The organism is Bradyrhizobium guangxiense, assembly GCF_004114915.1.
Lineage (GTDB): Bacteria > Pseudomonadota > Alphaproteobacteria > Rhizobiales > Xanthobacteraceae > Bradyrhizobium > Bradyrhizobium guangxiense.
In genome coordinates this window covers 5,659,833-5,679,905 of the sequence record NZ_CP022219.1, presented here as the reverse complement: position 1 = coordinate 5,679,905, position 20,073 = coordinate 5,659,833, and the positions used below count along the sequence as shown (strand labels likewise).

At 64.4% G+C, this 20,073-nt stretch carries 19 protein-coding genes; 8 read left to right on the top strand and 11 right to left on the bottom strand.

Going from position 1 to position 20,073, the window contains the following annotated elements; all coding sequences use genetic code 11:
• Positions 1–16 precede the first annotated feature (16 nt).
• From X268_RS27270 to X268_RS27260, 3 genes are all read left to right on the top strand, one after another.
• A complete protein-coding gene (locus X268_RS27270) occupies positions 17–652 on the top strand; it encodes a GNAT family N-acetyltransferase (protein WP_128927796.1) in 636 nt (211 codons plus the stop codon).
• A 118-nt stretch (positions 653–770) separates the two neighbouring features.
• Positions 771–1,790, top strand: a complete 1,020-nt coding sequence (locus tag X268_RS27265; protein WP_245477678.1) for a GlxA family transcriptional regulator — start codon at positions 771–773, stop codon at positions 1,788–1,790.
• Between the two features lie 128 nt (positions 1,791–1,918).
• The gene (locus X268_RS27260) at positions 1,919–2,458 is read left to right on the top strand and encodes a tautomerase family protein (RefSeq protein WP_128927795.1); all 540 of its coding nucleotides are present in this window, start codon (positions 1,919–1,921) and stop codon (positions 2,456–2,458) included.
• Between the two features lie 2 nt (positions 2,459–2,460).
• On the opposite strand, the gene X268_RS27255 is transcribed toward X268_RS27260, so the two are convergent.
• The 3 genes from X268_RS27255 to X268_RS27245 all read right to left on the bottom strand — a co-directional run bounded on the left by X268_RS27255 (position 2,461) and on the right by X268_RS27245 (position 4,936).
• On the bottom strand, positions 2,461–3,339 hold the full coding sequence (locus X268_RS27255) for an SUMF1/EgtB/PvdO family nonheme iron enzyme (protein WP_128927794.1): 879 nt from the start codon (positions 3,337–3,339) through the stop codon (positions 2,461–2,463).
• Positions 3,340–3,390: 51 nt separating this feature from the next.
• Entirely contained in the window at positions 3,391–4,488 is a 1,098-nt protein-coding gene (gene nirK / locus X268_RS27250) for a copper-containing nitrite reductase (protein ID WP_164937956.1), read from the bottom strand.
• Between the two features lie 241 nt (positions 4,489–4,729).
• Complete coding sequence (locus X268_RS27245) at positions 4,730–4,936, bottom strand: hypothetical protein (protein ID WP_128927792.1); 207 nt, start codon at positions 4,934–4,936, stop codon at positions 4,730–4,732.
• Between the two features lie 162 nt (positions 4,937–5,098).
• Between X268_RS27245 and hemN the strand changes: the two genes are divergently transcribed.
• Both hemN and X268_RS27235 read left to right on the top strand, forming a co-directional pair.
• The gene (gene hemN / locus X268_RS27240) at positions 5,099–6,451 is read left to right on the top strand and encodes an oxygen-independent coproporphyrinogen III oxidase (RefSeq protein ID WP_128929403.1); all 1,353 of its coding nucleotides are present in this window, start codon (positions 5,099–5,101) and stop codon (positions 6,449–6,451) included.
• Between the two features lie 197 nt (positions 6,452–6,648).
• Positions 6,649–6,846: a DUF1858 domain-containing protein gene (locus tag X268_RS27235; protein ID WP_128927791.1), complete on the top strand. Its 198-nt coding sequence runs from the start codon at positions 6,649–6,651 to the stop codon at positions 6,844–6,846.
• A 112-nt stretch (positions 6,847–6,958) separates the two neighbouring features.
• Here the strand turns inward: X268_RS27235 and X268_RS27230 are convergent, their stop codons facing one another.
• Positions 6,959–7,666 (bottom strand): Crp/Fnr family transcriptional regulator, encoded by a 708-nt coding sequence (locus X268_RS27230; protein ID WP_128927790.1) that lies wholly within the window; start codon positions 7,664–7,666, stop codon positions 6,959–6,961.
• 128 nt (positions 7,667–7,794) lie between these two features.
• Here X268_RS27230 and X268_RS27225 point away from each other — a divergent pair, with 128 nt between their 5' ends.
• Complete coding sequence (locus X268_RS27225; RefSeq protein ID WP_128927789.1) at positions 7,795–9,006, top strand: NnrS family protein; 1,212 nt, start codon at positions 7,795–7,797, stop codon at positions 9,004–9,006.
• Between the two features lie 2 nt (positions 9,007–9,008).
• Here X268_RS27225 and X268_RS27220 read toward each other — a convergent pair whose 3' ends face one another.
• Positions 9,009–10,040 (bottom strand): AraC family transcriptional regulator ligand-binding domain-containing protein, encoded by a 1,032-nt coding sequence (locus X268_RS27220; protein ID WP_128929402.1) that lies wholly within the window; start codon positions 10,038–10,040, stop codon positions 9,009–9,011.
• Between the two features lie 204 nt (positions 10,041–10,244).
• Here X268_RS27220 and X268_RS27215 point away from each other — a divergent pair, with 204 nt between their 5' ends.
• A complete protein-coding gene (locus X268_RS27215; RefSeq protein WP_128927788.1) occupies positions 10,245–10,865 on the top strand; it encodes a response regulator transcription factor in 621 nt (206 codons plus the stop codon).
• 156 nt (positions 10,866–11,021) lie between these two features.
• Positions 11,022–12,701, top strand: coding sequence for a mucoidy inhibitor MuiA family protein (locus tag X268_RS27210; RefSeq protein WP_128927787.1), 1,680 nt, complete (start codon positions 11,022–11,024; stop codon positions 12,699–12,701).
• Between the two features lie 185 nt (positions 12,702–12,886).
• Here X268_RS27210 and X268_RS27205 read toward each other — a convergent pair whose 3' ends face one another.
• From X268_RS27205 to X268_RS27180, 6 genes are all read right to left on the bottom strand, one after another.
• Complete coding sequence (locus X268_RS27205) at positions 12,887–14,242, bottom strand: esterase-like activity of phytase family protein (protein ID WP_128927786.1); 1,356 nt, start codon at positions 14,240–14,242, stop codon at positions 12,887–12,889.
• 140 nt (positions 14,243–14,382) lie between these two features.
• On the bottom strand, positions 14,383–15,351 hold the full coding sequence (locus tag X268_RS27200) for an MBL fold metallo-hydrolase (RefSeq protein WP_128927785.1): 969 nt from the start codon (positions 15,349–15,351) through the stop codon (positions 14,383–14,385).
• A gap of 131 nt (positions 15,352–15,482) precedes the next feature.
• Positions 15,483–16,382 (bottom strand): carbohydrate ABC transporter permease, encoded by a 900-nt coding sequence (locus X268_RS27195; protein ID WP_128927784.1) that lies wholly within the window; start codon positions 16,380–16,382, stop codon positions 15,483–15,485.
• On the bottom strand, positions 16,375–17,331 hold the full coding sequence (locus X268_RS27190) for a carbohydrate ABC transporter permease (RefSeq protein WP_128927783.1): 957 nt from the start codon (positions 17,329–17,331) through the stop codon (positions 16,375–16,377). Before X268_RS27190 ends, X268_RS27195 begins: the two co-directional genes overlap by 8 nt.
• A gap of 176 nt (positions 17,332–17,507) precedes the next feature.
• Positions 17,508–18,848: an ABC transporter substrate-binding protein gene (locus X268_RS27185; protein WP_128927782.1), complete on the bottom strand. Its 1,341-nt coding sequence runs from the start codon at positions 18,846–18,848 to the stop codon at positions 17,508–17,510.
• An 82-nt stretch (positions 18,849–18,930) separates the two neighbouring features.
• Positions 18,931–19,974 (bottom strand): C-terminal binding protein, encoded by a 1,044-nt coding sequence (locus tag X268_RS27180; RefSeq protein WP_128927781.1) that lies wholly within the window; start codon positions 19,972–19,974, stop codon positions 18,931–18,933.
• Positions 19,975–20,073: the final 99 nt, after the last annotated feature.

Below are 20,073 nucleotides of genomic sequence, written 5' to 3'. Positions count from 1 at the left end.
GATCTGGGGGGCGCGCATGACGATACGGTCGGCGCGTCCCGACGACGCCGAGTTCATCGCTCAAACCATCCTGTCGTCACAGCGCGGCTACCGGCCGCGCGGATGGTTCGACGTCGCCCTCGCACTCCCCGACGCGCAGTGCCGCGATTTCGTCGCGCGCATCGCGGTCGCGCGTGCCGTATCGATGTGGCACGTCTCGCAATTCCTGGTCGCCGAGGTCGATGGCAAGCCGGCGGCGGCACTTTGTGCGTTGCCCGCAGCCGGTACCGGACCTGCGGCCTGGCGCGCGATCGAAGAAGTCGCGTTTGCGACCGGGCTCGCCACGATCGAGCTGGAAGCCATCCGCCGCCGCGGGACTTATACGCGGACCTGCTGGGTCCAGGGCGGCGAGGGCGATTGGATGATCGAGCATGTTGCGACCGATCCGGCCTCTCGCGGCCGCGGTCTTGTGCAAGCGCTGATCGCCCACGCTCTGGACAAGGGGCGGGCGGCTGGGTTCACCCGGGCGACGATATCGTTCCTGATCGGCAACGAGCCCGCTGAGCGCGCCTATGCCAAGGCGGGCTTTGTCTTTGCGGAAGAGAAGCGCGATCCCGCCTTCGAGACGATCATCGGCGCGCCCGGCTTTCGCATGTTCGCGCGCACGATCTAGTTTGAGAGAGCCCCGCCTCTGCGTTCGGCGTGGTTCGCCCGAGCGGCCGAGCCCGCGGACGGCTTGTCGTCGCCGGCCCGGCCGTGGCAGTATTTCCTCGTCGAAGGCAAAATCGGACATGGCGATGCCGCTGGTCAGGATCTGGGTCTATGAGGGGATTCTCGCCTCGAGCGTCGCCGGCATGGTCGACGTTTTCACGGCGGCCAACTGGATTGCGGCCGAACGCAGGCAATCGGGGAAGCCGACGCCATTGCATTGGCGCATCGAATCCATCGATGGCCGGGGGATTCGTACAGCTTCGGGTCAACGCATCGATGTGGATGGGCCAATCACCACGCGTTCCTCGGCAGATGCTGTCGTCGTGCCCGGCCCGTTTGTGCCCGACGTGGAAAGATTCCTGGAACGGAAGGATCTGGTCACACCGCTGATCGCCGCCTTGCGCCGGCAGCACCAGCGCGGCGTGCTGCTCGCGTCCTATTGCACGGGAAGTTTCCTGCTGGCCGAAGCTGGTCTGCTCGACGGCTCCGTGGCGACGACGCATTGGGCGCGAGGCAAGACGTTCGCGCACCGCTATCCCGATGTGGATCTGCGGATCAACGACATCATCACCGAGCAGGACGACATTATCTGCAGCGCCGCGGTGACGAGCGCCCTCAATCTTGCGCTGCGAATCGTCCAGAAGCTCGTCAGCACGGAGGTCGCTGCGGAAACTGGCAAGCTGATGCTGATTGACAGCAACCGGGTGGCGCAGTCGTCCTATGCGAGCATGCAGGAAAAGCCGCATTCCGATCCGCTGGTGTTGCGCGCCCAGCGCTGGATGGAGAAGTCGCTCCAGCGCGGCTTCAGCCTTGGCGAGCTCGCACGTCAGTTGGCGGTCAGCGAGCGAACTCTCAATCGGCGTTTCAAGCGGGCGATGGGCAAGACGCCGCTGCACTATCTGCAGAGCCTGCGGATAGAAGTCGCCAAGCGGTTGCTGGAAACGAAGAGTTTGACGATGGATGCCGTGAGCCGGCGCGTCGGCTACGGCGACCTTTCAACGTTCCGGCGCCTGTTCAAGCGGGAAACGGGACTGTTGCCACGAGAATACCAGCGGCGGTTTTCACGCCATCATTGGCCGCGCGCCGCCGTCGCTGCCTGAGGGGGCCTGTCCGAAATACCTCCAAAAATGGCGATATCGCCACTGCCGCCCGGGGGCACCGAGTCCTAGAACGGCTCATGCGCGTCGCCGACAACGGGCGCCGCGGAACAATGCCAGGAGGTTCAACCATGCCGATGATCGATCTGACAATTCCCGAAGGAGCCCTGACGGCCGAAGCGGAAGCTCACTTGGTGAAGGAGCTTGGCGACATTCTGATCGGACACGAAGGGTTCGACCCGGCAAGCCGGGTGGCGCAAGGCGTCACGGTCGTCTTCCTGCACCGGCCGACCGCCGTCTTTGTCGCGGGGGTACCGTCGGAAAAGCCGCGCTACCGAATCGTGCCTTCTGTTCCCGAAGGCCAGTATACGGATGCGTCGCGAAAGGCGCTCGTGAAGGACGTCACCGACGCCGTTGCTCGTGCAGAAGGCGGCAGCTTCGACGACGTGGCCTCGCGCGTCTGGGTGTTTCCGACCGAAGTCGAAGACGGCACGTGGGGTAGTCGCGGCGGCATTCGCCGGACGGCAGACATCCACGCTTTCATTGCCGGGGAGCACGAACGCAGGGTGGGTGAGGAACGCCTTGCCCGGCGGCGCCACGGCAAAGCCGTCGCGCTGCTGGAGGGCATGCTCGACGCCACGCGGATCGCGCAGGCAACCGGCCCCGCTTAAGGTCACGATCTTGCTGACCAGGCCTTGCTGAGGCGTCCTGAGAGGCTCGCCACCCAGGACGTCTGTTCGCGGACCAGACGGAAGCCGAGATTGGCAGGCGGGACGCCCTGGGCGCAGCCGCCGGCGCGGGCATCGCGGATGAAATCGGTGACATAGGCGCGGTGCGCGCCCTCGGCGACACGTACGCCGCAATTCACAGTCGGGCGGCCGGCATTGCCTGAAACGTCGACACGCGAGCGCACGAAGCAGGTCGAGGTCCACTCCCAGACATTGCCGGCGAGATCTTCAACCCCGTGCTCGTTCGGCCCGAACTTGCCGAACGGATAAGCTGTAGTGTCGGAGAGGTCGCGTTCGGATTCGCGCTCATAGCGGCTGATCCAGCGCTTTGAAGGATCGTTCGCATCGACCGCCACGCCATCATCCTTGAATCTGGATCCCGCCGCGAAGGCCCATTCGACGTCGCTCGGAAGGCGGTAGTAGCGGCCTGTCTTGCGCGACAGCCAACCGGCATAGGCTTCGGCGTCGTGCCAGTTCACCTGCACTGCCGGACGATCGGGGGCGATCGCCACGTCTGGATCAAGCGCGCGACAGGCGCCATCCTGCACGCAAAGTTGGTAGTCGGAAGACGAGACCTGGTTTCGCATGATGTGCAGCGGACGCTCCATGCGCATCGCGCGCAGCGGCGCTTCGGCCTGCTGTCCGCCGCGCGTGAAATCGCCGGCTTCGCGGTAGGACTGGCCGCCCGGCGCGATCTCGACGATCGCAGGCTCTCCCGCCGTGCCGTGGACCGCCATGCTCGAGATCAGCGGCGCGATCGCGATCGGTCCGGCGAGTCCGGCGACGCAGGCGAGTGTCAGTTTGAGCTTGAATGCGATCAACATGGCCATCCCCGAAGGAAGAAGGGGCCGGCAATGACCGGCCCCTTGTCGTGTTCAGTTGGTGTTGGCCGCCGGTATTTCGGCAGGTGCCTTCACTTGCATCATCAGATCGTCGTTCCACTTGCCTTCGACCTTGAAGTGCGCGGTGGCACCGAGGTCTGCGGCCTCGATCAGATTGTGCGTGACGTAGGCGTAGATGCCGGGCTGCTGGAACTTGTACAGCGCAGCTCCTGCTGAACCGCCGCGGATGAACCAGGTCTCGAGCCCGACCTCAGGTGCATTGCCGAACTTGCCGGTCTCCCAGACATAATCGCCATGGCCGCCGATCAGATGCGGACGGCTGTCGCGATTGGCCTGCGAGTGCACGATCAGCACGTTCTCGCCGACATTCGCGGTCAGTGCGTTCTTGCCGGTGAGCGCGCCGACCTTGCCGTTGAACACGACGTGGGTGGGGGTCAGCTTCTTCATCACCTCTTCGGTGTCGGTGAAGGCTTCACCCGGCGAGTCGTAGGACTTGAAGTTGCCCTTCTCGTCGCGGGGCACATACATGTCCTGCTCGCCGATATAGTAGATCTTGTCGTATTTCAGCGCGTGGCCCTTGCCATCGTTCAGCCCATCGCGCGGCAGCACCATCACGGCACCGTTCATGCCGGAGACGACGTGCCAGGGGATCATCGGGCCGCCCGGGGCGCAATGGTAGACGAACACGCCGGTCTTGGTCGCCTTCCAGCGCAGCACGACCTGCTCGCCGGGATTGATCAGCGTCAGTGCGCCGCCGCCGAGCGCGCCGGTCGCGGAATGGAAGTCGATGTTGTGCGGCATGGTGTTGGTCGAGGGATTGACCAGCGTCGTTTCGACGTAGTCGCCCTCATGCACGACCATCAGCGGGCCAGGCATCGAGCCGTTGAAGGTCATGGCCTGGAAGGTGGTGCCCTTCTCGTCGATGACGACCTTCTTCTCCTCGATCGTAAGCTTGAACTCGATGATCTTGGGGCCCTGCTTGGTCGCCTGCTCGTGCGCATGCACGAAGGGCGGAGCCACCAGCTCGACCTTTTGACGCGGCAGTTTGAGATCATCGCCAGCCAAAGCGGGGGTCGCCAGCATCAGAGCTGTCGCGGCGGCGCCGATCAATGCGACTCTGCGGGTGAACATCGGAAGTATCCTTCATCTGAAATGGTCTTGATGACGGGATGCAGTTGTGCGCCTGTTACGGCAAGTGTGTTTGCGCTGCGACAAGCTTTCGCCGGATTCGTCTCTGGTAAGTTCCTCAAGAGATACGCCGAAGGCCGCATCGATCATGCGAGGGACAGATGTTGTGCGCTATCGGCCGCTCAAGCGGCAAATCGTTCGCATGTTCAGCTGAATTCGGTCGCGATCGTATGGATGCCCCCGATCAGAGCAGGTGGATCGCCATCCAGACCGTGCCCCAGACCGCGAGCGACAGTGCGGCGAAGACGGCAGCCATGAGGGCCAGGACCCGTGCGAGGTGACCGGCGCCGGTTGCGGGCGCGGCGGGGACGGGACGAAAATCGTCGAAGCGCGGGATATGGCCGCGAATGCCGGTGAGCCAGAGAACGAGATCGAGCGCGAACGACGCCATGGCCTATCTCCCGGAGGGCAATGATTGAACGTCACCATGGCCCCGATCCAGCGGCGAAACTTTGAGCGAGCGCAATGTGAGCCCGCCGCAAGCGGGTAAATTGAGGATTGTCCGGGGCTTGTCGCGATGGTTCGCGGCCGGAATTTACGAATGGGTAACAGCATGAGGGCCGATCTCGCAGCGAGTTACGGCGAAGAGAGACTGCCGCGCTACACGAGCTATCCGACCGCGCCGCACTTCTCATCGGCGATCGGTGCCGATACCTACGCTCGGTGGCTGTCCGAGCTCCCTGCCGGCGCCAGCGCGTCGCTCTATCTCCATGTGCCGTTCTGCCGCGAGATGTGCTGGTATTGCGGCTGTCATACCCAGATCGTCCGCCGCGACGAGCTCATCGCCGGCTATCAGCGGACGCTGCGGAGCGAGATCGTGCAGGTCGCCGAAACCATCGGCCGCCGCATCAAGGTGGAGCATATCCATTTCGGCGGCGGCACGCCGACGATCATGGCACCGGAAGCTTTCGCCGAGTTGATGGCGACGATGCGCCATGAGTTCTTCGTGCTGCCCTCGGCCGAGATCGCGGTCGAGATCGATCCCCGCACATTGACCGCCGACATGGTCGAGGCGATGCGGCTCTCCGGCGTCAACCGCGCGAGCCTTGGCGTGCAGAGCTTCGATCCGGTGGTGCAGCGCGCGATCAACCGCATGCAGAGCTTCGAGCAGACCGCTTCCGTGGTCGACATGCTCAGGCGCGCCGGCATCGCGGGAATCAATTTCGACCTGATCTACGGGCTGCCGCACCAGACCGTCGCATCGTGCCTGGATACCGTTCGCCGCAGCCTCTCGCTCGCGCCTGACCGCTTCTCCGTGTTCGGCTACGCCCACGTGCCTGAGTTTAAGAAGCATCAGCGCATGATCAACGAGGCTGTGCTGCCTGACGGCCTTGCGCGCCACGACCAGGCCTGCGCGATCGCGAATGCGCTGAAGGAGGCCGGTTACGTGCAGATCGGGCTCGATCATTTCGCGCGCCCAGAAGATTCCATGGCGGTAGCCTTCGAGGAGCACACGCTGCGGCGCAATTTTCAGGGCTACACCACCGACAAGAGTGACATCTTGCTCGGTTTCGGTGCGAGCGCGATCGGGCATTTGCCGCAGGGCTACGTCCAGAACGAGGTGCAGATCGGCGCCTATGCGCAGAGCATCGCCGCGGGCCGCCTCGCCACCGCGAGGGGCTATGGGCTCACCGACGACGACCGGCTGCGCGCCGATATCATCGAGCGCATCATGTGCGAGTTCAGCGCGGATCTCGGCGACATCTGCGCGCGCCATGGCGCAGAAGCCGGGGCGATGCTGAACTCTGCGGCGCGCCTGAAACCGCTCATCTCCGACGGCGTCGTGAAACTGGAGGGCAACCGCCTCGCCGTTGCAAAGGATTCGCGTTTTCTGGTCCGCAGCGTCGCCGCAGCGTTCGACGCGCATCTGAATCCGGCAAAGCAGCTGCACAGCCGCGCTGTGTAAGGTCTCTCCTCCCTTCATGCCGGAGCTCGCCCTGCGGCGCGAGCCTGGAGTCCATTCCTCCACGTCATCTGCTGCGCAGATGCGTAATTGCGCATCAGAGTTCGCGCTTCGCGTGCCCCGGATTGACAAGCCAGCTTGCGCTTCGACAAGGAGGCCCCGGCCCGTTCTGCTATCGTCGTATTGGAACGGAGTTATCCATGTCTTTTGGATCCGACGATCTGGTCGACGACATCATGCGCACGGCGCCGCACACGATCCGCGTGTTTCTGGCCTTCAGGATGGCTTGCGTGGGTTGCCCGATCGCAACCTTCCACACGGTGGACGATGCCTGCCGCGAGCATGGCATCGACCGCGCCAAATTCCTGGCAGCGCTGTGTGATTGCGTGCCGGCGTGAAGCGGTCTGGAATTCGCGCGGGCGCGCGGATTCCCCGGTGAGGGACGGCTTTCGCCGTAAGCGGAAGCCTTCCTCACCCCTAATCTTGGGCCGAGACGTCCTGGTGCGGCTGTCACGCCGCTCCGTCGGCGCTCCGCTCCGCCAAGACGACGATCCCGTGCGGATCGCGCAGGATGATGCGCTGGCGGCCGCTCTCGACGAGGCCTTGGCTTTCCCAACCGCTCAGGATGCGGCTGACGGTGTGCAGCGTGGTGCCGGTCATCTGCGCGATGTCCTGGCGGCTGATCGGGAAGTCGATCTCGATGCCGTGGTCGAGCTTCTTGCCGGACTGTTTGGCGAGGCGCAGCAACGCATGCGCAACGCGCTGCTCGACTTGCTGGGTCGACATTTCCAGAATGCGGGTGTGGCTCTCCTGCAGGCGCGTGCCGACCGTCTGGAGCGTGTTGGCGGCCAGCGAGGGAAATCGCTCGACCAGCCGCGGCCAGGCTGAGGTCGGCCAGATCAGCACCACGCTGTCATCGACCGCGATCGCGGTCGCCGGGTACCGCGCGGCGCCGATCGCCATGGCGAGCCCGAACGTTTCGCCGGGCGCGACGTAGCGCACCACGATCTGTTCGCCGGTCGGCGTGGTCTTGGCCGCACGGACATGGCCATGCAGCAGCAGGAAAAAGGACTGGGCGTCCGCGCCCTGCTCGAAGATGGCACTGTTCTTCGGATAACGCGCCGAACGGGCCTCGCGCAGGATCTCGTCCAGAGCTTCCGGGCTGACGCCCGCAAACAGCGGCAAATGCGCAACCAGCGATGTGTCGACCTTGGCCATTCTGCCTCCTTGGCGCTCGGGAGTGTGATGGCACCTGCAATCGCAAGATAGTTTGCGATAGCGCAAAACGGGGCTCTCGGGTGGCAGTATTTTTCCAAACAATGGTCTGAATTCATTGGAGTTGACCCATGGCTGGCGCTCGATCCCGGAACTATGCGGGGTGGCCGCTATTTGCGAACAGTTTTCGGCCCTTCTTCCTGCTCGCCGCGATCCAGGCGGGGTTGTCGATCCTGGCCTGGCTGCCGATGTTCTATGGCGAATTGTCGGTGAGTTCCGCATTCGCGCCGCGCGACTGGCACGTCCACGAGATGCTTTATGGCTTCCTGCCGGCGGTGATCACCGGGTTCCTGTTCACGGCCATTCCGAACTGGACCGGGCGGCTGCCGATCCAGGGCACCTCGCTGGGGGCGTTGCTGATGGTCTGGCTGGCCGGGCGCGTCGCAGTCACGCTGTCGGCCGATACCGGCTGGGCGTTTGCGCTAGTCGTCGATGCGGCCTTCCTGGCGCTGGTCGTCGCCGCCGCGGCGCGCGAGATCATCGCAGGCGGCAATTGGCGCAACCTGCCTGTGGTGGGGCTGGTGTTCGTTCTGCTCGCCGGCAACGTCGCTTTTCATCTCGAGGCGCATGACCACGGCGCGGCCGATGTCAGCGTTCGGGTCGGCATCGGCGTGGTTGTGCTGCTGATCGCGCTGATCGGCGGCCGCATCATTCCGAGCTTCACCCGCAACTGGCTGGGCAAGTTCAATCCCGGCCGTCTGCCGGTGCCGTTCGGGCGCTTCGACGGTGCAGTGATCGGATGCAGCGCGCTCGCGCTCATCTTCTGGGTCGTGGCGCCGCTGAATGCCGTCACCGGTGTCCTGATGGCGCTTGTCGGCGGGCTGCATCTGGTGCGGCTGGGGCGCTGGGCCGGCGATCGCACTTTTCGCGAGCGGCTGCTGGTGATCCTGCATGTCGGTTACGTCTTCGTGCCGATCGGCTTCATCCTGCACGCCCTGGCGGTCCTCGGAGCGCTGCCGCCGAGCGCGGGCATCCACGCCTGGATGACAGGAGCGGCGGGAACCATGACGCTCGCGGTGATGACCCGCGCGAGTCTTGGCCATACCGGACAGGCGTTGACGGCTTCGCCAGCGATCCAGGGAATCTATGCCGCGGTCATCATTGCAGCTCTGGCTCGGGTCGCCGCTGTGGCGTTACCAGCGCATGGCGATCTGTTGCTGCACATCGCCGCCTGTGGCTGGATCGTCGCGTTCCTCGGATTTGCCGTCGCGTTCGGTCCGCTGCTTGCCGGCAGCCGCCGGCGTGCCCTCGCCACAATGGGCGTGCCTGTTCCGGCGCGCTGAACTCAAGCTGCGGTCGCCGAGGGCCCATGGGGCGGTACCTGGGGCCGCACGCCCTTGCGCCAATCGGTGATGCTGCAGCCGAACCGGCCGCGGAACCAGCGTGCCATGGCGCTCTGCGCGGAAAAGCCAAGCTGCACCGCGATGTCAGCCAGCGGCCGGCCGGGGTCGTCGATCAACTGAGTCACGAGATCGGCGCGTCGCGCATCCAGAATGGTCGAGAAGCTGGTGCCAGAGGCGGCAAGGCGGCGGTGGATGGTGCGACGGGTGCAAGCAAGATGCTCAGCCACGCGCTCGACGGTGCAGTCGCCGCTGGCGAGCAGGGTCCGCACGACCTCGTCGACTTTCCCTTCCCAATTTGCCGGCCGGGTCTCGATCGCCTCGATCCGCTTGCGCAGGTAGTTCGCGATCAGGGGATGCGCGCTCGGGATCCGGCGGTCCATGTCGTGCGCCGACAGCACGATCGCATCATCCTCGGCATTGAAGGTCACGCGGCAGCCGAAGAAGTCGCGATAGCGCTTGCGATCGTGCGGCGGCGGATAATGCAGATGCACCTCCAGCGGCCGCCAATCATGGCCGTACAGCGACTGGATGATGCGGTGGATGCTGCCGAGCGCCATGTCGATCGACTGGCGCGGTGCGATCGGCCGACCGCGCAGATGCAGCGTGACCGTGACGGTCTGCCTGCCGCGCGTCACGTCCAACCGCATGCCGTCATGATGGGTATGGATGAAACGCGAGAACGCCTCGATCGCCTCGCCGACGGTCGCCTGTTCGCGTACGATCAGGCCGACCGCGCCGAAATTGGTCAGACCGCCGCGCTCGGCGAGGCGCAAGCCGAAATCTTCGGCGCCGGACGCTTCTGCCGACAATTCGAGCAGGCGACGCAGGCCAGCGACCGCAATGGGAGTGTCGGGCTTGTCGAGACAGGCCAGCGGCAGCCTGGCCTTGCGCATCATCTGTTTTGGATCGAGTCCGACCGACCGGGCGATTTCCGGGTAATAGCTCAAGCCTGCGCTGCGAACGAGGTCGGTCATGCGAACCGTTCCTGCGAGCCATTCCCGCAGATGTCCCGAAATGTAAAGTTTCTGTCTCGATCCGTCAAATCCAGGAACCGGCTGGAACATACATAGGGGAAACCGAAGCACCGGCGTGAATGCCGTGCTCATGACGGCGCGGCGAGGCGATGAGGCCTGCTTCCGTCTCGGGCCATTTGACCAAGACATTGCTGGATCGAGATTATGCCGGGGAACACGCTTTCCAAGGGTGAGGTATTCGTCATCGACACCGACGCGGCCTCCCGCGAACAACTTTCGACCGCGCTCCAACAGCGTGCCTATGACGTGATCTGCTTCGCTGATGGTGCGTCTCTCTTGTCCGAGGCAAAGGCGCGGATGCCGGCCTGCGTGCTGCTGGAGCTGCCGTCCGATCGCTCCGGTCTCGACGTGCTCAAGCGGCTGCGCGAGGAAAACTGCATGGCGCCGGTGCTGGTGACCTCGGCGAATGGCAGCATTGCCTTGGCGGTCGACGCCATCAAGAGCGGCGCGGCCGACTTCATCGAAAAGCCGTTCCGTACCCACGACGTCGTCGGCCGGATCGATGCCGCCATCGATGAATTCGCGCAGCCCGGCACGAGCCGACAGGGCTGGCTGCCCGGCTGCGAGCCGCTGACAGCGCGCGAAGTCGACGTGCTCGAGCACCTGGCCGCCGGCCTGACCAACAAGGAGATCGCCCGGCGAATGCATCTGAGCGCACGGACGGTCGAAGGTTACCGTGCCAGCATCCTGAAGAAGGCGGGTGCCAAGAACGTGACCGATTTGCTCCGGCGCATCTTCGGCCAGGGCGCCCCGACCCGGGTCTGAGGACTCCGGGCGTTCAGCGGCCTCGGTGCTGCCGCAGCGGCGCCCCACCGAAACCCCAATCGAACCAGTTCCTTCGCTGCCGCGTCCAACCACGTTGGCGAGGCATCTTTCGCGCGTCCGGCTGGCGGCGCGTCGATACCGGCAGGAGGGACTTTGATGCGCATCACCGCAAAATGTTTGGCAACGACGACCCTGGTCCTGGTGACCACGGCCTTCCCGCTGCCGTCATGGGCCGCCGACGTCGACGCGACGTCGACCATCGACACCATCACCGTTTATCCGGATGGTGCCACCGTCACCCGCATCATCGCGCTGGACCTCGCTGCCGGCGACTCAACGCTGGTCGCCAAGGATTTTCCGCTTTCGCTCGATCCGTCCTCGCTTCGCGTCGAGGGTGAGGCTGGCGCCAAGCTCACCATCGGCACGATCGACGCCCGGCCGCCGCGGATCGCGCCGCCCGTCAACCTGCCCGAGCTGGACAAGCGCATCGAAGCGCTGAGAGATCAGCGGGCCGACCTGCAAGGCATGGTCGATGCGGCCAACGCCCGGCGCAAATTCGCGCAGCACTTCGCCGAAGCCTCGCCGGCCGGCCTCGGCGACAAGGGCGAGGCGAGGCCGATCACCGAATGGCGCGCGGCCTTTGCCGCGGTGGCCGAAGAGATCGCAACCGCCGACACGGCGATCCGCGACGCCACGCGAAAGCAGCGCGAGATCGACCGCCAGATCGCACAGCTCGAAGCCGAACGCTCTGCCAAGCCGTCGAGCAAGCTGGAAGTGCGGATCGACGTCGCCTCGGCCGCCGCGACCAAAGCGACATTGCGCGTGACCTATGCGGTGCGCAACGCGCGCTGGGTCCCGCTCTATGATGCCCGGCTCGACACCGGCGCCAAGGACCGCAAGCCGCAGCTCGAGTTGGTCCGTCGCGCTGAGATCACGCAATCGACCGGCGAGGACTGGTCGAACGTGACACTGGGCGTCTCCACGGTCCGCATCAGCCGCGGCGGCAGTGCGCCGGAGCTGGGTTCGCTGGTCGCGCAATATCCGCAGGTGCCGAAGCCAATGGCGCTCGGCACAGCCTCCGATTTGGCGCGTCCCGCGCCAACTGTTCGCCAGCGCTCGTACGAGCCCGTGTCCAAGGCCGCCGAAGCGGCCGAGGTGCGCGAGCGCGCCGACGAGCAGCAGGCCGTCGCCGAGATCGGCGATTTCCAGGCCACGTTCAAGATTCCCGGCCGCGTCAGCCTCGGCGCACAGGAGGGCGCCAAGAGCATGCGCATCGCGGCGATGACCGTGCCCGCCGAACTCGCGGTGCGCGCGGCGCCGGTGCTGGACCCGACCGCTTTCCTCGAAGCCAGCTTCAAGCAGACCGACGACACGACGTTGCTGCCGGGCAAGGTCGCGATCTACCGCGACGGTGTCTTTGTCGGCCGCGGCAAGATTTCGGCGTCGGCCAAGGACGACATCGTGCGGCTCGGCTTCGGCGCCGACGACAAGGTCAGGATCGAGCGCGCGGTGCTCAAGCGTAACGAAGGCTCGGCAGGCCTGCTGGTCACGACGTCCAAGACCGACGAGCGGTCGTTCAAGACCACGATCCGCAACGGGCATGATTTCCCGATCAAGGTCGCGATCGAGGATCAGCTGCCGGTCAGCGAGAGCGAGGACATCGTGGTCGAGATGCTGCCCTCCAGCACCCAGCCGACCGCGAGCAACATCCGCGACAAGCGCGGCGTGCTGGAATGGTCGTTCGATGCCAAGCCCGGCGAGGTGAAAGACATCAACTTCGCCTGGCGCATCCGCTGGCCGAAGGACAAGAGCATGGTGATCGTCCCCGCGGGTTAGTTGCTCGGCGGCAGGCGGTGCTTCCTTACCTCGCCCCGCTTGCGGGGAGAGGTCGAATTCGATCGCAGATCGAATTCGGGTGAGGGGGGGACTCTCCGCGAGCCTAACTCGTCCCCGCGGACACTCCCCTCCCCCCAACCCTCTCCCCCGTAAGAACGGGGAGAGGGGGAGGAGAGAGCCTTAGCTCACTTCGCCTTCAGGAAGTCCGCGACTTCGAGCAGCATGAACTCGTCGTCGTCGGCCTTGTTGGGATCGCGGCTGGAGGAGAACGGCAGGGTGTTGTCGTTGCCGACGATGATGTGGGTCTCGTCGACGCGATCGACGTTCTCGATGGTGAAGAACGGGAAGGTATAAACGCCGTCGTTGAGCGGCTTCCGCGCCTTCTTGTCGGGATCCTTGATCTTCATCAGGTCGATATAACCGATCTTGCGCACGGGCTTGCCGACATTGGCGTCGGTGAGCTCGATCTTGTAGATGCGCTTGAACTTGGCGAGATCCGGGAAGCAGTTCTCGCCGCGGGTGCCCTGCGGGCAGGCCTTGTCGGCCGTGCCTTCGCCGTTGTCGCGCTCGATGATGAGGCCGGAGGCCTGATCGATCATGTTGAAGTCGCCGATGGCGTTGCCGTTCTGCTCGAACACATATTGCCAGTAGCGACCGGTGAACTTCTCAGCAGCGACGTCGAATTCGAGAATGCGCGAGGCTTCCTTGCCGTCGACCTTTTCCCAGTCCTTCTTCTCGGCATCCCACAGCGGGCCCTCGAGCAGGCCGTAGATGAACTTGCCGTCCTTCGATGCGGCAAAGCCCTCATAGCCCTTGGAGCGGCGGAGGTTGACGTTGGTGTAGGTCGCGCCGGGCGCGCCCGGCGTCGCCACGGCCCAGTTGTCCGGCGAGCGCACCGGCTTGCCGTCGGCAACCGTGTCGAACACGCCGAGGATCTTGCCGGTCTTGTTGGCCTTCAGGATGTACGGACCGAACTCGTCGCCGATCCAGAAGACATCGCCGATGATCTGGAAACCCTCGGTGTCGAAATCGGAGCCGGTGAGGTAGCGCTTCTCGGTGTCCTCGTGGACGATGCGGAACGGCACCTTCTTGTCGGGATCGTGCAGGAAGATGGTCTCCAGCCGCTCGATCTTGCCGTTCGCCCAGTCCATCTTGTAGCGGTTGAGGTACAGCATCGAATCCGGCGAGTTAGCGCGCGCGCCCATGCCGTTGTCGGTGATGACCCAGAACGAGCCGTCGGGCATGGTCTTGATGCCGGAATGGCCCTGCAGCGGCTGACCCTTGAACGGCAGGGAGACGCCGGTCGGACGCTCATACGACTTGCCCATCACGGTGCCGAGCGCATCGACGCGGTTGCCGGTGGTATATTTGCCCGAGGTCTTGAGATCGGCGGGGGGATCGGCCGGAGCATCGATGAAGGTCGCGGCCGGCATCACCACGTGGCCGGCGAGCTTGGCGGGGAATTCGCCCTCGCTCTGCGCGAGCGCAGAGCTCGCGGATAGAATGATCGTTGCGACGGTGCTGAGAAAAGTCGCGCGCATGTGCGTCTCCTGTTGGCGGACGCACGCGTTATGCGGATCGCGTGTTGCAGTTTTGTGAAGCCGGGCGAAAGGCCGCGGGGCCCGGTTACTCCCTTACCGCGCGGGTTGGTCACAGCGCATCACACGCGCTGCGGCCGGCATCACACGCCTTCATAAACAAGCCTGGTGAAGAAACCGGGATCGACGAGAAACTGTCCATATCTCGCGTCGAATCCGGCCGTGGGCTTGGCGGCAACAATCTCGTCGCGCGACCTCCCCTGCTTCTTGAGATTGCCGACATTGTCCCTGATCGCAACCAGCATGTCGCGAAATGCCTGCAGCTCGGCCTTGTTGCTGACGGGCTTGCCGTGACCGGGAATGATGATGGTGTCGTTGTTGGCCGCCGCCAGATTGGCGTCGGACGCCGCGATCATGCCGTCGATGCTGCCGCCGGTCGAATAGTCGATGAACGGATAGATGTCGTTCCAGTAGGTGTCGCCGACATGCAGGACGTTGGCCTCGTCGAACATGACCGAGACGTCGCTGTCGGTATGGGCCGGCCCGTAATATCTTAGCGCGATCGATGCGCCGTTGAGCTTGAGATGATGCTCCTTGGCAAAAATCTCGGCCGGGAGCGCGCCAGCGGACGAAGCCAGGAAATTGTAGTCCCAATCCTCGACCCGCTGAACGACGGACAGGTGCTTGAGGGTGTTTTCGTGCGCGATGATCTTCGCGCCGGCCGCGTGCAGCCATTCATTTCCGTCGGCATGGTCAAAGTGCCAATGCGTGTTGATCAGATGCGCGACGGGCTCGCCGCCGAGCTCGGCGAGGGCCTTGCTGAGCTGAGGGCGCGAGACGCCGATGCCGGCGTCGACCAGCAACTTTCCGTCCGGGCCCGTCAGCACGGCGATGTTGCCGCCGGAGCCTTCGAGCACGCTGATGTTGTGGCGCAGCTTGTAGGTCTTGATCGGGGTTGTCGCGGCGCTGTCCTTGATCAGGCTGACGATACCGCGGGCTTCGGCATAGGCCCGGCGCGGGGTCAACCAGCCCGCGGTGGCCGCGAAAGCACCGCCGACGCAGCACAGGCAGAAACCGCGTCGGGACAATGAAGGAGAGTTTGGGGCACGCATCCAATTCTCGCTTTCTCGAGCGACAATCGACGGCGCTAATGAGCGACCCCGCTGTCAGGATGCAGCGTGGAGCGGATGCAACGAGCAGTCTATCATGATTGCACGATCGACCGGACTCGCGCAGTGATCGCTTATTCCTTCACCGCGCCTGTCAGCGACGACACATAATAGTCCACGAACAGCGAGTAGAAGATCGCAACCGGCAGCGAGCCGAGCAGCGATCCCGCCATCAGCGCACCCCACTGATAGACGTCGCCGGTAACGAGCTCGGTCAGGATCGCGACCGGCACGGTCTTGTTGGCGCCGCTCTGGATGAAGGCGAGCGCATAGATGAACTCGTTCCAGGACAGCGTGAAGGAGAAGATGCCGGCCGAGATCAGGCCGGGCACCGCCAGCGGCAGCGTGATCCGCCGCAGGATCTGCAGCCGCGTGGCGCCGTCCACCAGTGCGCATTCCTCGAGCTCGTAGGGGATCGACTTGAAATAGCCGATCAGGAGCCAGGTGCAGAACGGCACCAGGAAGGTCGGATACACCAGGATCAGGGCAAGCGGCGAGTCGAACAGGCCGAACTGCACCACGACGGTGGCGAGCGGAATGAACAGGATCGACGGCGGCACGAGATAGGCGAGATAGATGCCGAGGCCGACATAGGGGCTGCCGCGGAAGCGCAGGCGTTCGATGGCATAGGCGGCGAGTGTCGATGCGATCAAGGACAGCGTGGTCGAGCCGATTGCGACCAGCATCGTCGTCTTCAGCCAGCGCGGATAGGCCGTGTTGAACAAGAGATGGTTGATGTGCGCCAGCGTCGGCGAGGAAATCCAGAACGGGTTGTGCTCCTTGTAGTTCATCAGCTCCGCGTTCGGCTTGAACGAGGTGATCGCCATCCAGTAGAACGGAAACAGCAGGATCAGCACGAAGCAGCCGAGCGGCAAATAGATCATCATCAGCCGCCGTAGCCCGGAATCCCAGGCCATGGTGTCGGGTGCGGCCTTGGCGTCGGTGACGCCCGGTTGCGCGACCGTATCAGTCATTGGCCTCTCCCTGCTGCCATTTGCGGCGCGCCAGGCCGAAATAGGAAAACAGCGTCGCGAACACCAGGAACGGGATCATCGACACCGCGATCGCGGCACCTTCGCCGAGCTCGCCGCCGGCGATGCCGCGCTGGAACGCCAGCGTGGCCAGCAGATGCGTCGAGTTCACGGGACCGCCGCGGGTGATGGCGTAGACGAGCTGGAAGTCGGTGAAGGTGAAGATGATCGAGAACGTCATGACGATGGCGAGGATCGGCATCATCATCGGGAAGGTGATGTAGCGGAAGCGCTGCCAGGCGCTGGCGCCATCCAGCATCGCGGCCTCGTAGAGCGAGGGCGAGATGGTCTGCAGGCCGGCCAGCAGCGAAATCGCGACGAAGGGAATGCCGCGCCAGATATTGGCGGCGATCAGCGAGAAGCGCGCAGGCCAGGGCGAGCCAAGGAAGTCGATATTGTTCGACCGCCAGTGCAACACGTCGACCATGAGGTAGGAGATGATCGAGAACTGCGGATCGTAGATCCACCAGAACGCGAGAGCCGAGAGCACCGTCGGCACGATCCAGGGCAGCAGCACGATGGCGCGCAGCAGGCTCTTGAACGGGAAATGGTTGTTGAGCAGCAGCGCGAGCCAGAAGCCGAGCGCGAACTTCCCGAAGGTCGCTACCGCCGTGTAGAACACGCTGTAGAACACCGCGTTCCACCACAGGGGGTCGGTGAGCAAATACTGGAAATTCTCGAGGCCGACGAAGATGCCGCGCCGTCCAATCGTGGTGTCGGTGAAGGCGAGCCAGACGCCGAGGCCGAGCGGATAGGTGAGGAAGACGGCGAGCAGCCCGAGCGCCGGCGCAAGGCACATCACGATCAGGAACGGCTTGTAGTCGAACAGCCGCACCAGCCAGTTCGGTTGCCGCTGGGCCAGCGCGGGAGAGGAAAGCGTGGTCACGGACATAGATTGGTTTGTCCCGTCTGAAGTGTCATAACACCGTCATTGCGGGTGAAGCGACTTGTCCGCCGAAGCCCCGGCGAAGGCGGAAGCAATCCGGTCTGCCTGCGCGGTGATCGTCTGGATTGCTTCGTCGCAAGTGCTCCTCGCAATGACGGCGGCTCTGTCGTCGTTGTCGCGCTCTATCTCTGCCGCCTGAAGTACCGCTTGCAGCGCTGCTCGGCTTCCGCGGCCGCGGCTTCCGGCGTGGCGGCGCCGGTCGCGACGGACGCGCACATCTGAATCAGCACATAATCGGCGCTGACCGCGCCGGTCGCGGTCGAGATCGGGCCCTTGTAGCCGTCATAGTAAGTGCTGTTCATCGTGTCCTTGAACAGCCTCACCTTGGGATCCTGCGACCACACGGCGGCGTCGGCATAGGCACCCAGCGGCTGCGACCAGTAACCGGAATTGGCATTAAGCCACGGCTCGTACTGGTCCTTTTCCATCATGTATTGCAGGAAGGCTTTTGCGGCGTTCGGGTACGGGCTGTGCTTGAACACCATGGCGTTCAGGGTCAGGCCTGCCATCGGAGAGACCTTGGCCAGGCCCTTGGGCAGAAGCTGGTGCTCGCTGTCCTCGGCAATCGCCTTGGTCGCAGGGTCGTTCTTCAGCGAGAAGTACAGCGAGACGCCGTTGGCCGTCAGCGAGATTTCCTGCGAGGAATAGGCGCGGTTGTTGCTGACGTCGTTCCAGGACGGCGTGCCGGCGATGAAGGTCGGGTACAGCTCCTTGACCCAGTTCAGTGCGGCGATCGTCTCCTTGCTGTTGATGGTGACGTTGCCCTCCTCGTCGAGCAGGGAGGCATTGTGCGACCACAGCGCCCAGTTGGCGAAGCCGTTGCCGTCGCCCTTGGCGTTGCCAAGAGCGAAGCCGGCCGGCTTGCCAGCCTTGTGCAACTTGCGGCACAGATCGACCACGCCGGCATGATCTTCCGGAACCTTGTCGAAGCCGACCGATTGCAGGACCGACTTGCGGTAGATCAGGGGACCTGCCGTGGCGCCGAACGGCAGCCCGATCCAGGCATCGCTCTTGTTCTTCTTGCCGTAGCGTTGCGCCAGCGGCAGCCAGCCGCCGTAGCGCTTGCCGAGATAATCGGCGACGTCGGTGAGCTCGATCAGCTTGTCGACATAAATGTGCGGCGCGTCTGAGAAGCCGATGATGATGTCGGGGCCGGCGCCGGAGTTCGAGGTCACGGCGGTCTGCTGGTTGATGTCTTCCCAGCCGACGAAGTCGACCTTGACCTCGACCCCGGTCTCCTTGCTGAACTTTGCCGCGTTGGCGCGGAAGACGTCCTCGTCGGCCTGGACGAAGCGCACCGGGCGCAGCATGCGCAAGGACGCGCCCTTCTCGATCTCCCGTTTGGGCGCCGCAACATCGGCAGCTTTGATATTGGATGTTTGCGCTGCAGCACCGGTGGCCGCGATCGTTGCAGCGGACAGGCCCAGCGCCAAGGCATCACGACGTGTGATGTCGTTCCTCATCAGTACCTCCCTATATGTTCCCTTCCCGGCGTTGATCGCCGGTGAAGGGTCGTTTCGGTCGTTGGCGCCTTGCGCCGGCCGCCTAGCTGTTCGGCCCGCGATCCATGCTGACGGGTTGCCAGCGGCGAAGCGCGGTCGTCTGCAGCACCGACGGATTGACGCAGCTTACCGGCCACATGCCCTGCAGCACCAGTGACAATTCGTAGCCCCCCCGCCGCTTGCGCGCTTCGTCAAACCGTGCCGAGGCCGAGGCGACGTGGGCGGTCAGGGTCACGTTCTCCATGCCGAGCAGCGGATTGTTGTGCGAGGGCGGTTCTTTCTCCAGCACGTCGAGCGCGGCGTGCGCGATCCAGCCCTCCTGCAGCGCCTTGATCAGGCTCTCCTCGTCCACGGTGGCGCCGCGCCCGGTGTTGATGAAGATCGAGCCTTTCTTCATCTGCCGAAAGTGCTTCTCGGTCAGCATGTGGTGCACCTCGGGCCGCGCCGGTGCATGCATCGACACGAAGTCGGATTGCGACAGCACCTCGTTCAGCGTCGCGGGGATGACGCCGTGGTCGTACATCAGTGTTTCCTGGATGAAGGGATCGTAGGCCATCATGCGCAGGCCGAACGGCGCCGCGCGTTTCGCAACCGCGCGCGCCACGCGGCCGAACGAGATGAAGCCGAGCGTCTGGCCCATCAGCCTCGGGATCTTGAGCAGCGCCGGCCGGCCCTCGGCCCAGCGGCCGTCGCGTACCATGCGGTCCTGCTCGACCAGGCGGCGGAAGCCGGCGAGCAGCAGCATCATGGCATGGTCGGCGACCTCCTCGATGAAGGTGTCGGGGATGTTGGTCACCGGAATCCCACGGGCCGTGGCGGCCTTGACGTCGACGCTGTCGACGCCGACCGAGCCGAGCGTGATGACCTTGCAGCTCTGCAGGCTGTCGATGATGGTCTTGGTGATGGGAATGCCCTTGGCATAGATGGCGTCGGCGTCTTTCGCGGCGGCGATGAACCCGGCCTCGTCGGCGGGCGCCTCGACGATCTCGGCGTCGATCGGATCGAGCGCCTCTCGCTCATAGGAATAATCGCTGCCCGCGACGGTGAAGCTCGCACCCTTCGGCGTCACCACCCTGTATTTCGGCATGTCCTGCTCCCGATTTGGTTTCTTGTTGTGCCCCGCCTTCGTGGCGGGCCTTTGCGTCTTTTACGCGAAATCGAGGTTATGGCGTACAATTCCCGGTTG

Excerpts from the sequence above, each read along its gene's own strand:
- X268_RS27205 (WP_128927786.1), bottom strand. The coding sequence starts at position 14,242 with ATGCGCGCGACTTTTCTCAGCACCGTCGCAACGATCATTCTATCCGCG.
- X268_RS27270 (WP_128927796.1), top strand. The coding sequence starts at position 17 with ATGACGATACGGTCGGCGCGTCCCGACGACGCCGAGTTCATCGCTCAA.
- X268_RS27185 (WP_128927782.1), bottom strand. The coding sequence starts at position 18,848 with ATGAGGAACGACATCACACGTCGTGATGCCTTGGCGCTGGGCCTGTCC.
- X268_RS27195 (WP_128927784.1), bottom strand. The coding sequence starts at position 16,382 with ATGACTGATACGGTCGCGCAACCGGGCGTCACCGACGCCAAGGCCGCA.
- X268_RS27230 (WP_128927790.1), bottom strand. The coding sequence starts at position 7,666 with ATGGCCAAGGTCGACACATCGCTGGTTGCGCATTTGCCGCTGTTTGCG.
- X268_RS27255 (WP_128927794.1), bottom strand. The coding sequence starts at position 3,339 with ATGTTGATCGCATTCAAGCTCAAACTGACACTCGCCTGCGTCGCCGGA.
- nirK (WP_164937956.1), bottom strand. The coding sequence starts at position 4,488 with ATGTTCACCCGCAGAGTCGCATTGATCGGCGCCGCCGCGACAGCTCTG.
- X268_RS27260 (WP_128927795.1), top strand. The coding sequence starts at position 1,919 with ATGCCGATGATCGATCTGACAATTCCCGAAGGAGCCCTGACGGCCGAA.
- hemN (WP_128929403.1), top strand. The coding sequence starts at position 5,099 with ATGAGGGCCGATCTCGCAGCGAGTTACGGCGAAGAGAGACTGCCGCGC.
- X268_RS27245 (WP_128927792.1), bottom strand. The coding sequence starts at position 4,936 with ATGGCGTCGTTCGCGCTCGATCTCGTTCTCTGGCTCACCGGCATTCGC.
- X268_RS27215 (WP_128927788.1), top strand. The coding sequence starts at position 10,245 with ATGCCGGGGAACACGCTTTCCAAGGGTGAGGTATTCGTCATCGACACC.
- X268_RS27190 (WP_128927783.1), bottom strand. The coding sequence starts at position 17,331 with ATGTCCGTGACCACGCTTTCCTCTCCCGCGCTGGCCCAGCGGCAACCG.
- X268_RS27210 (WP_128927787.1), top strand. The coding sequence starts at position 11,022 with ATGCGCATCACCGCAAAATGTTTGGCAACGACGACCCTGGTCCTGGTG.
- X268_RS27225 (WP_128927789.1), top strand. The coding sequence starts at position 7,795 with ATGGCTGGCGCTCGATCCCGGAACTATGCGGGGTGGCCGCTATTTGCG.
- X268_RS27180 (WP_128927781.1), bottom strand. The coding sequence starts at position 19,974 with ATGCCGAAATACAGGGTGGTGACGCCGAAGGGTGCGAGCTTCACCGTC.
- X268_RS27220 (WP_128929402.1), bottom strand. The coding sequence starts at position 10,040 with ATGACCGACCTCGTTCGCAGCGCAGGCTTGAGCTATTACCCGGAAATC.
- X268_RS27200 (WP_128927785.1), bottom strand. The coding sequence starts at position 15,351 with ATGCGTGCCCCAAACTCTCCTTCATTGTCCCGACGCGGTTTCTGCCTG.
- X268_RS27265 (WP_245477678.1), top strand. The coding sequence starts at position 771 with ATGGCGATGCCGCTGGTCAGGATCTGGGTCTATGAGGGGATTCTCGCC.
- X268_RS27235 (WP_128927791.1), top strand. The coding sequence starts at position 6,649 with ATGTCTTTTGGATCCGACGATCTGGTCGACGACATCATGCGCACGGCG.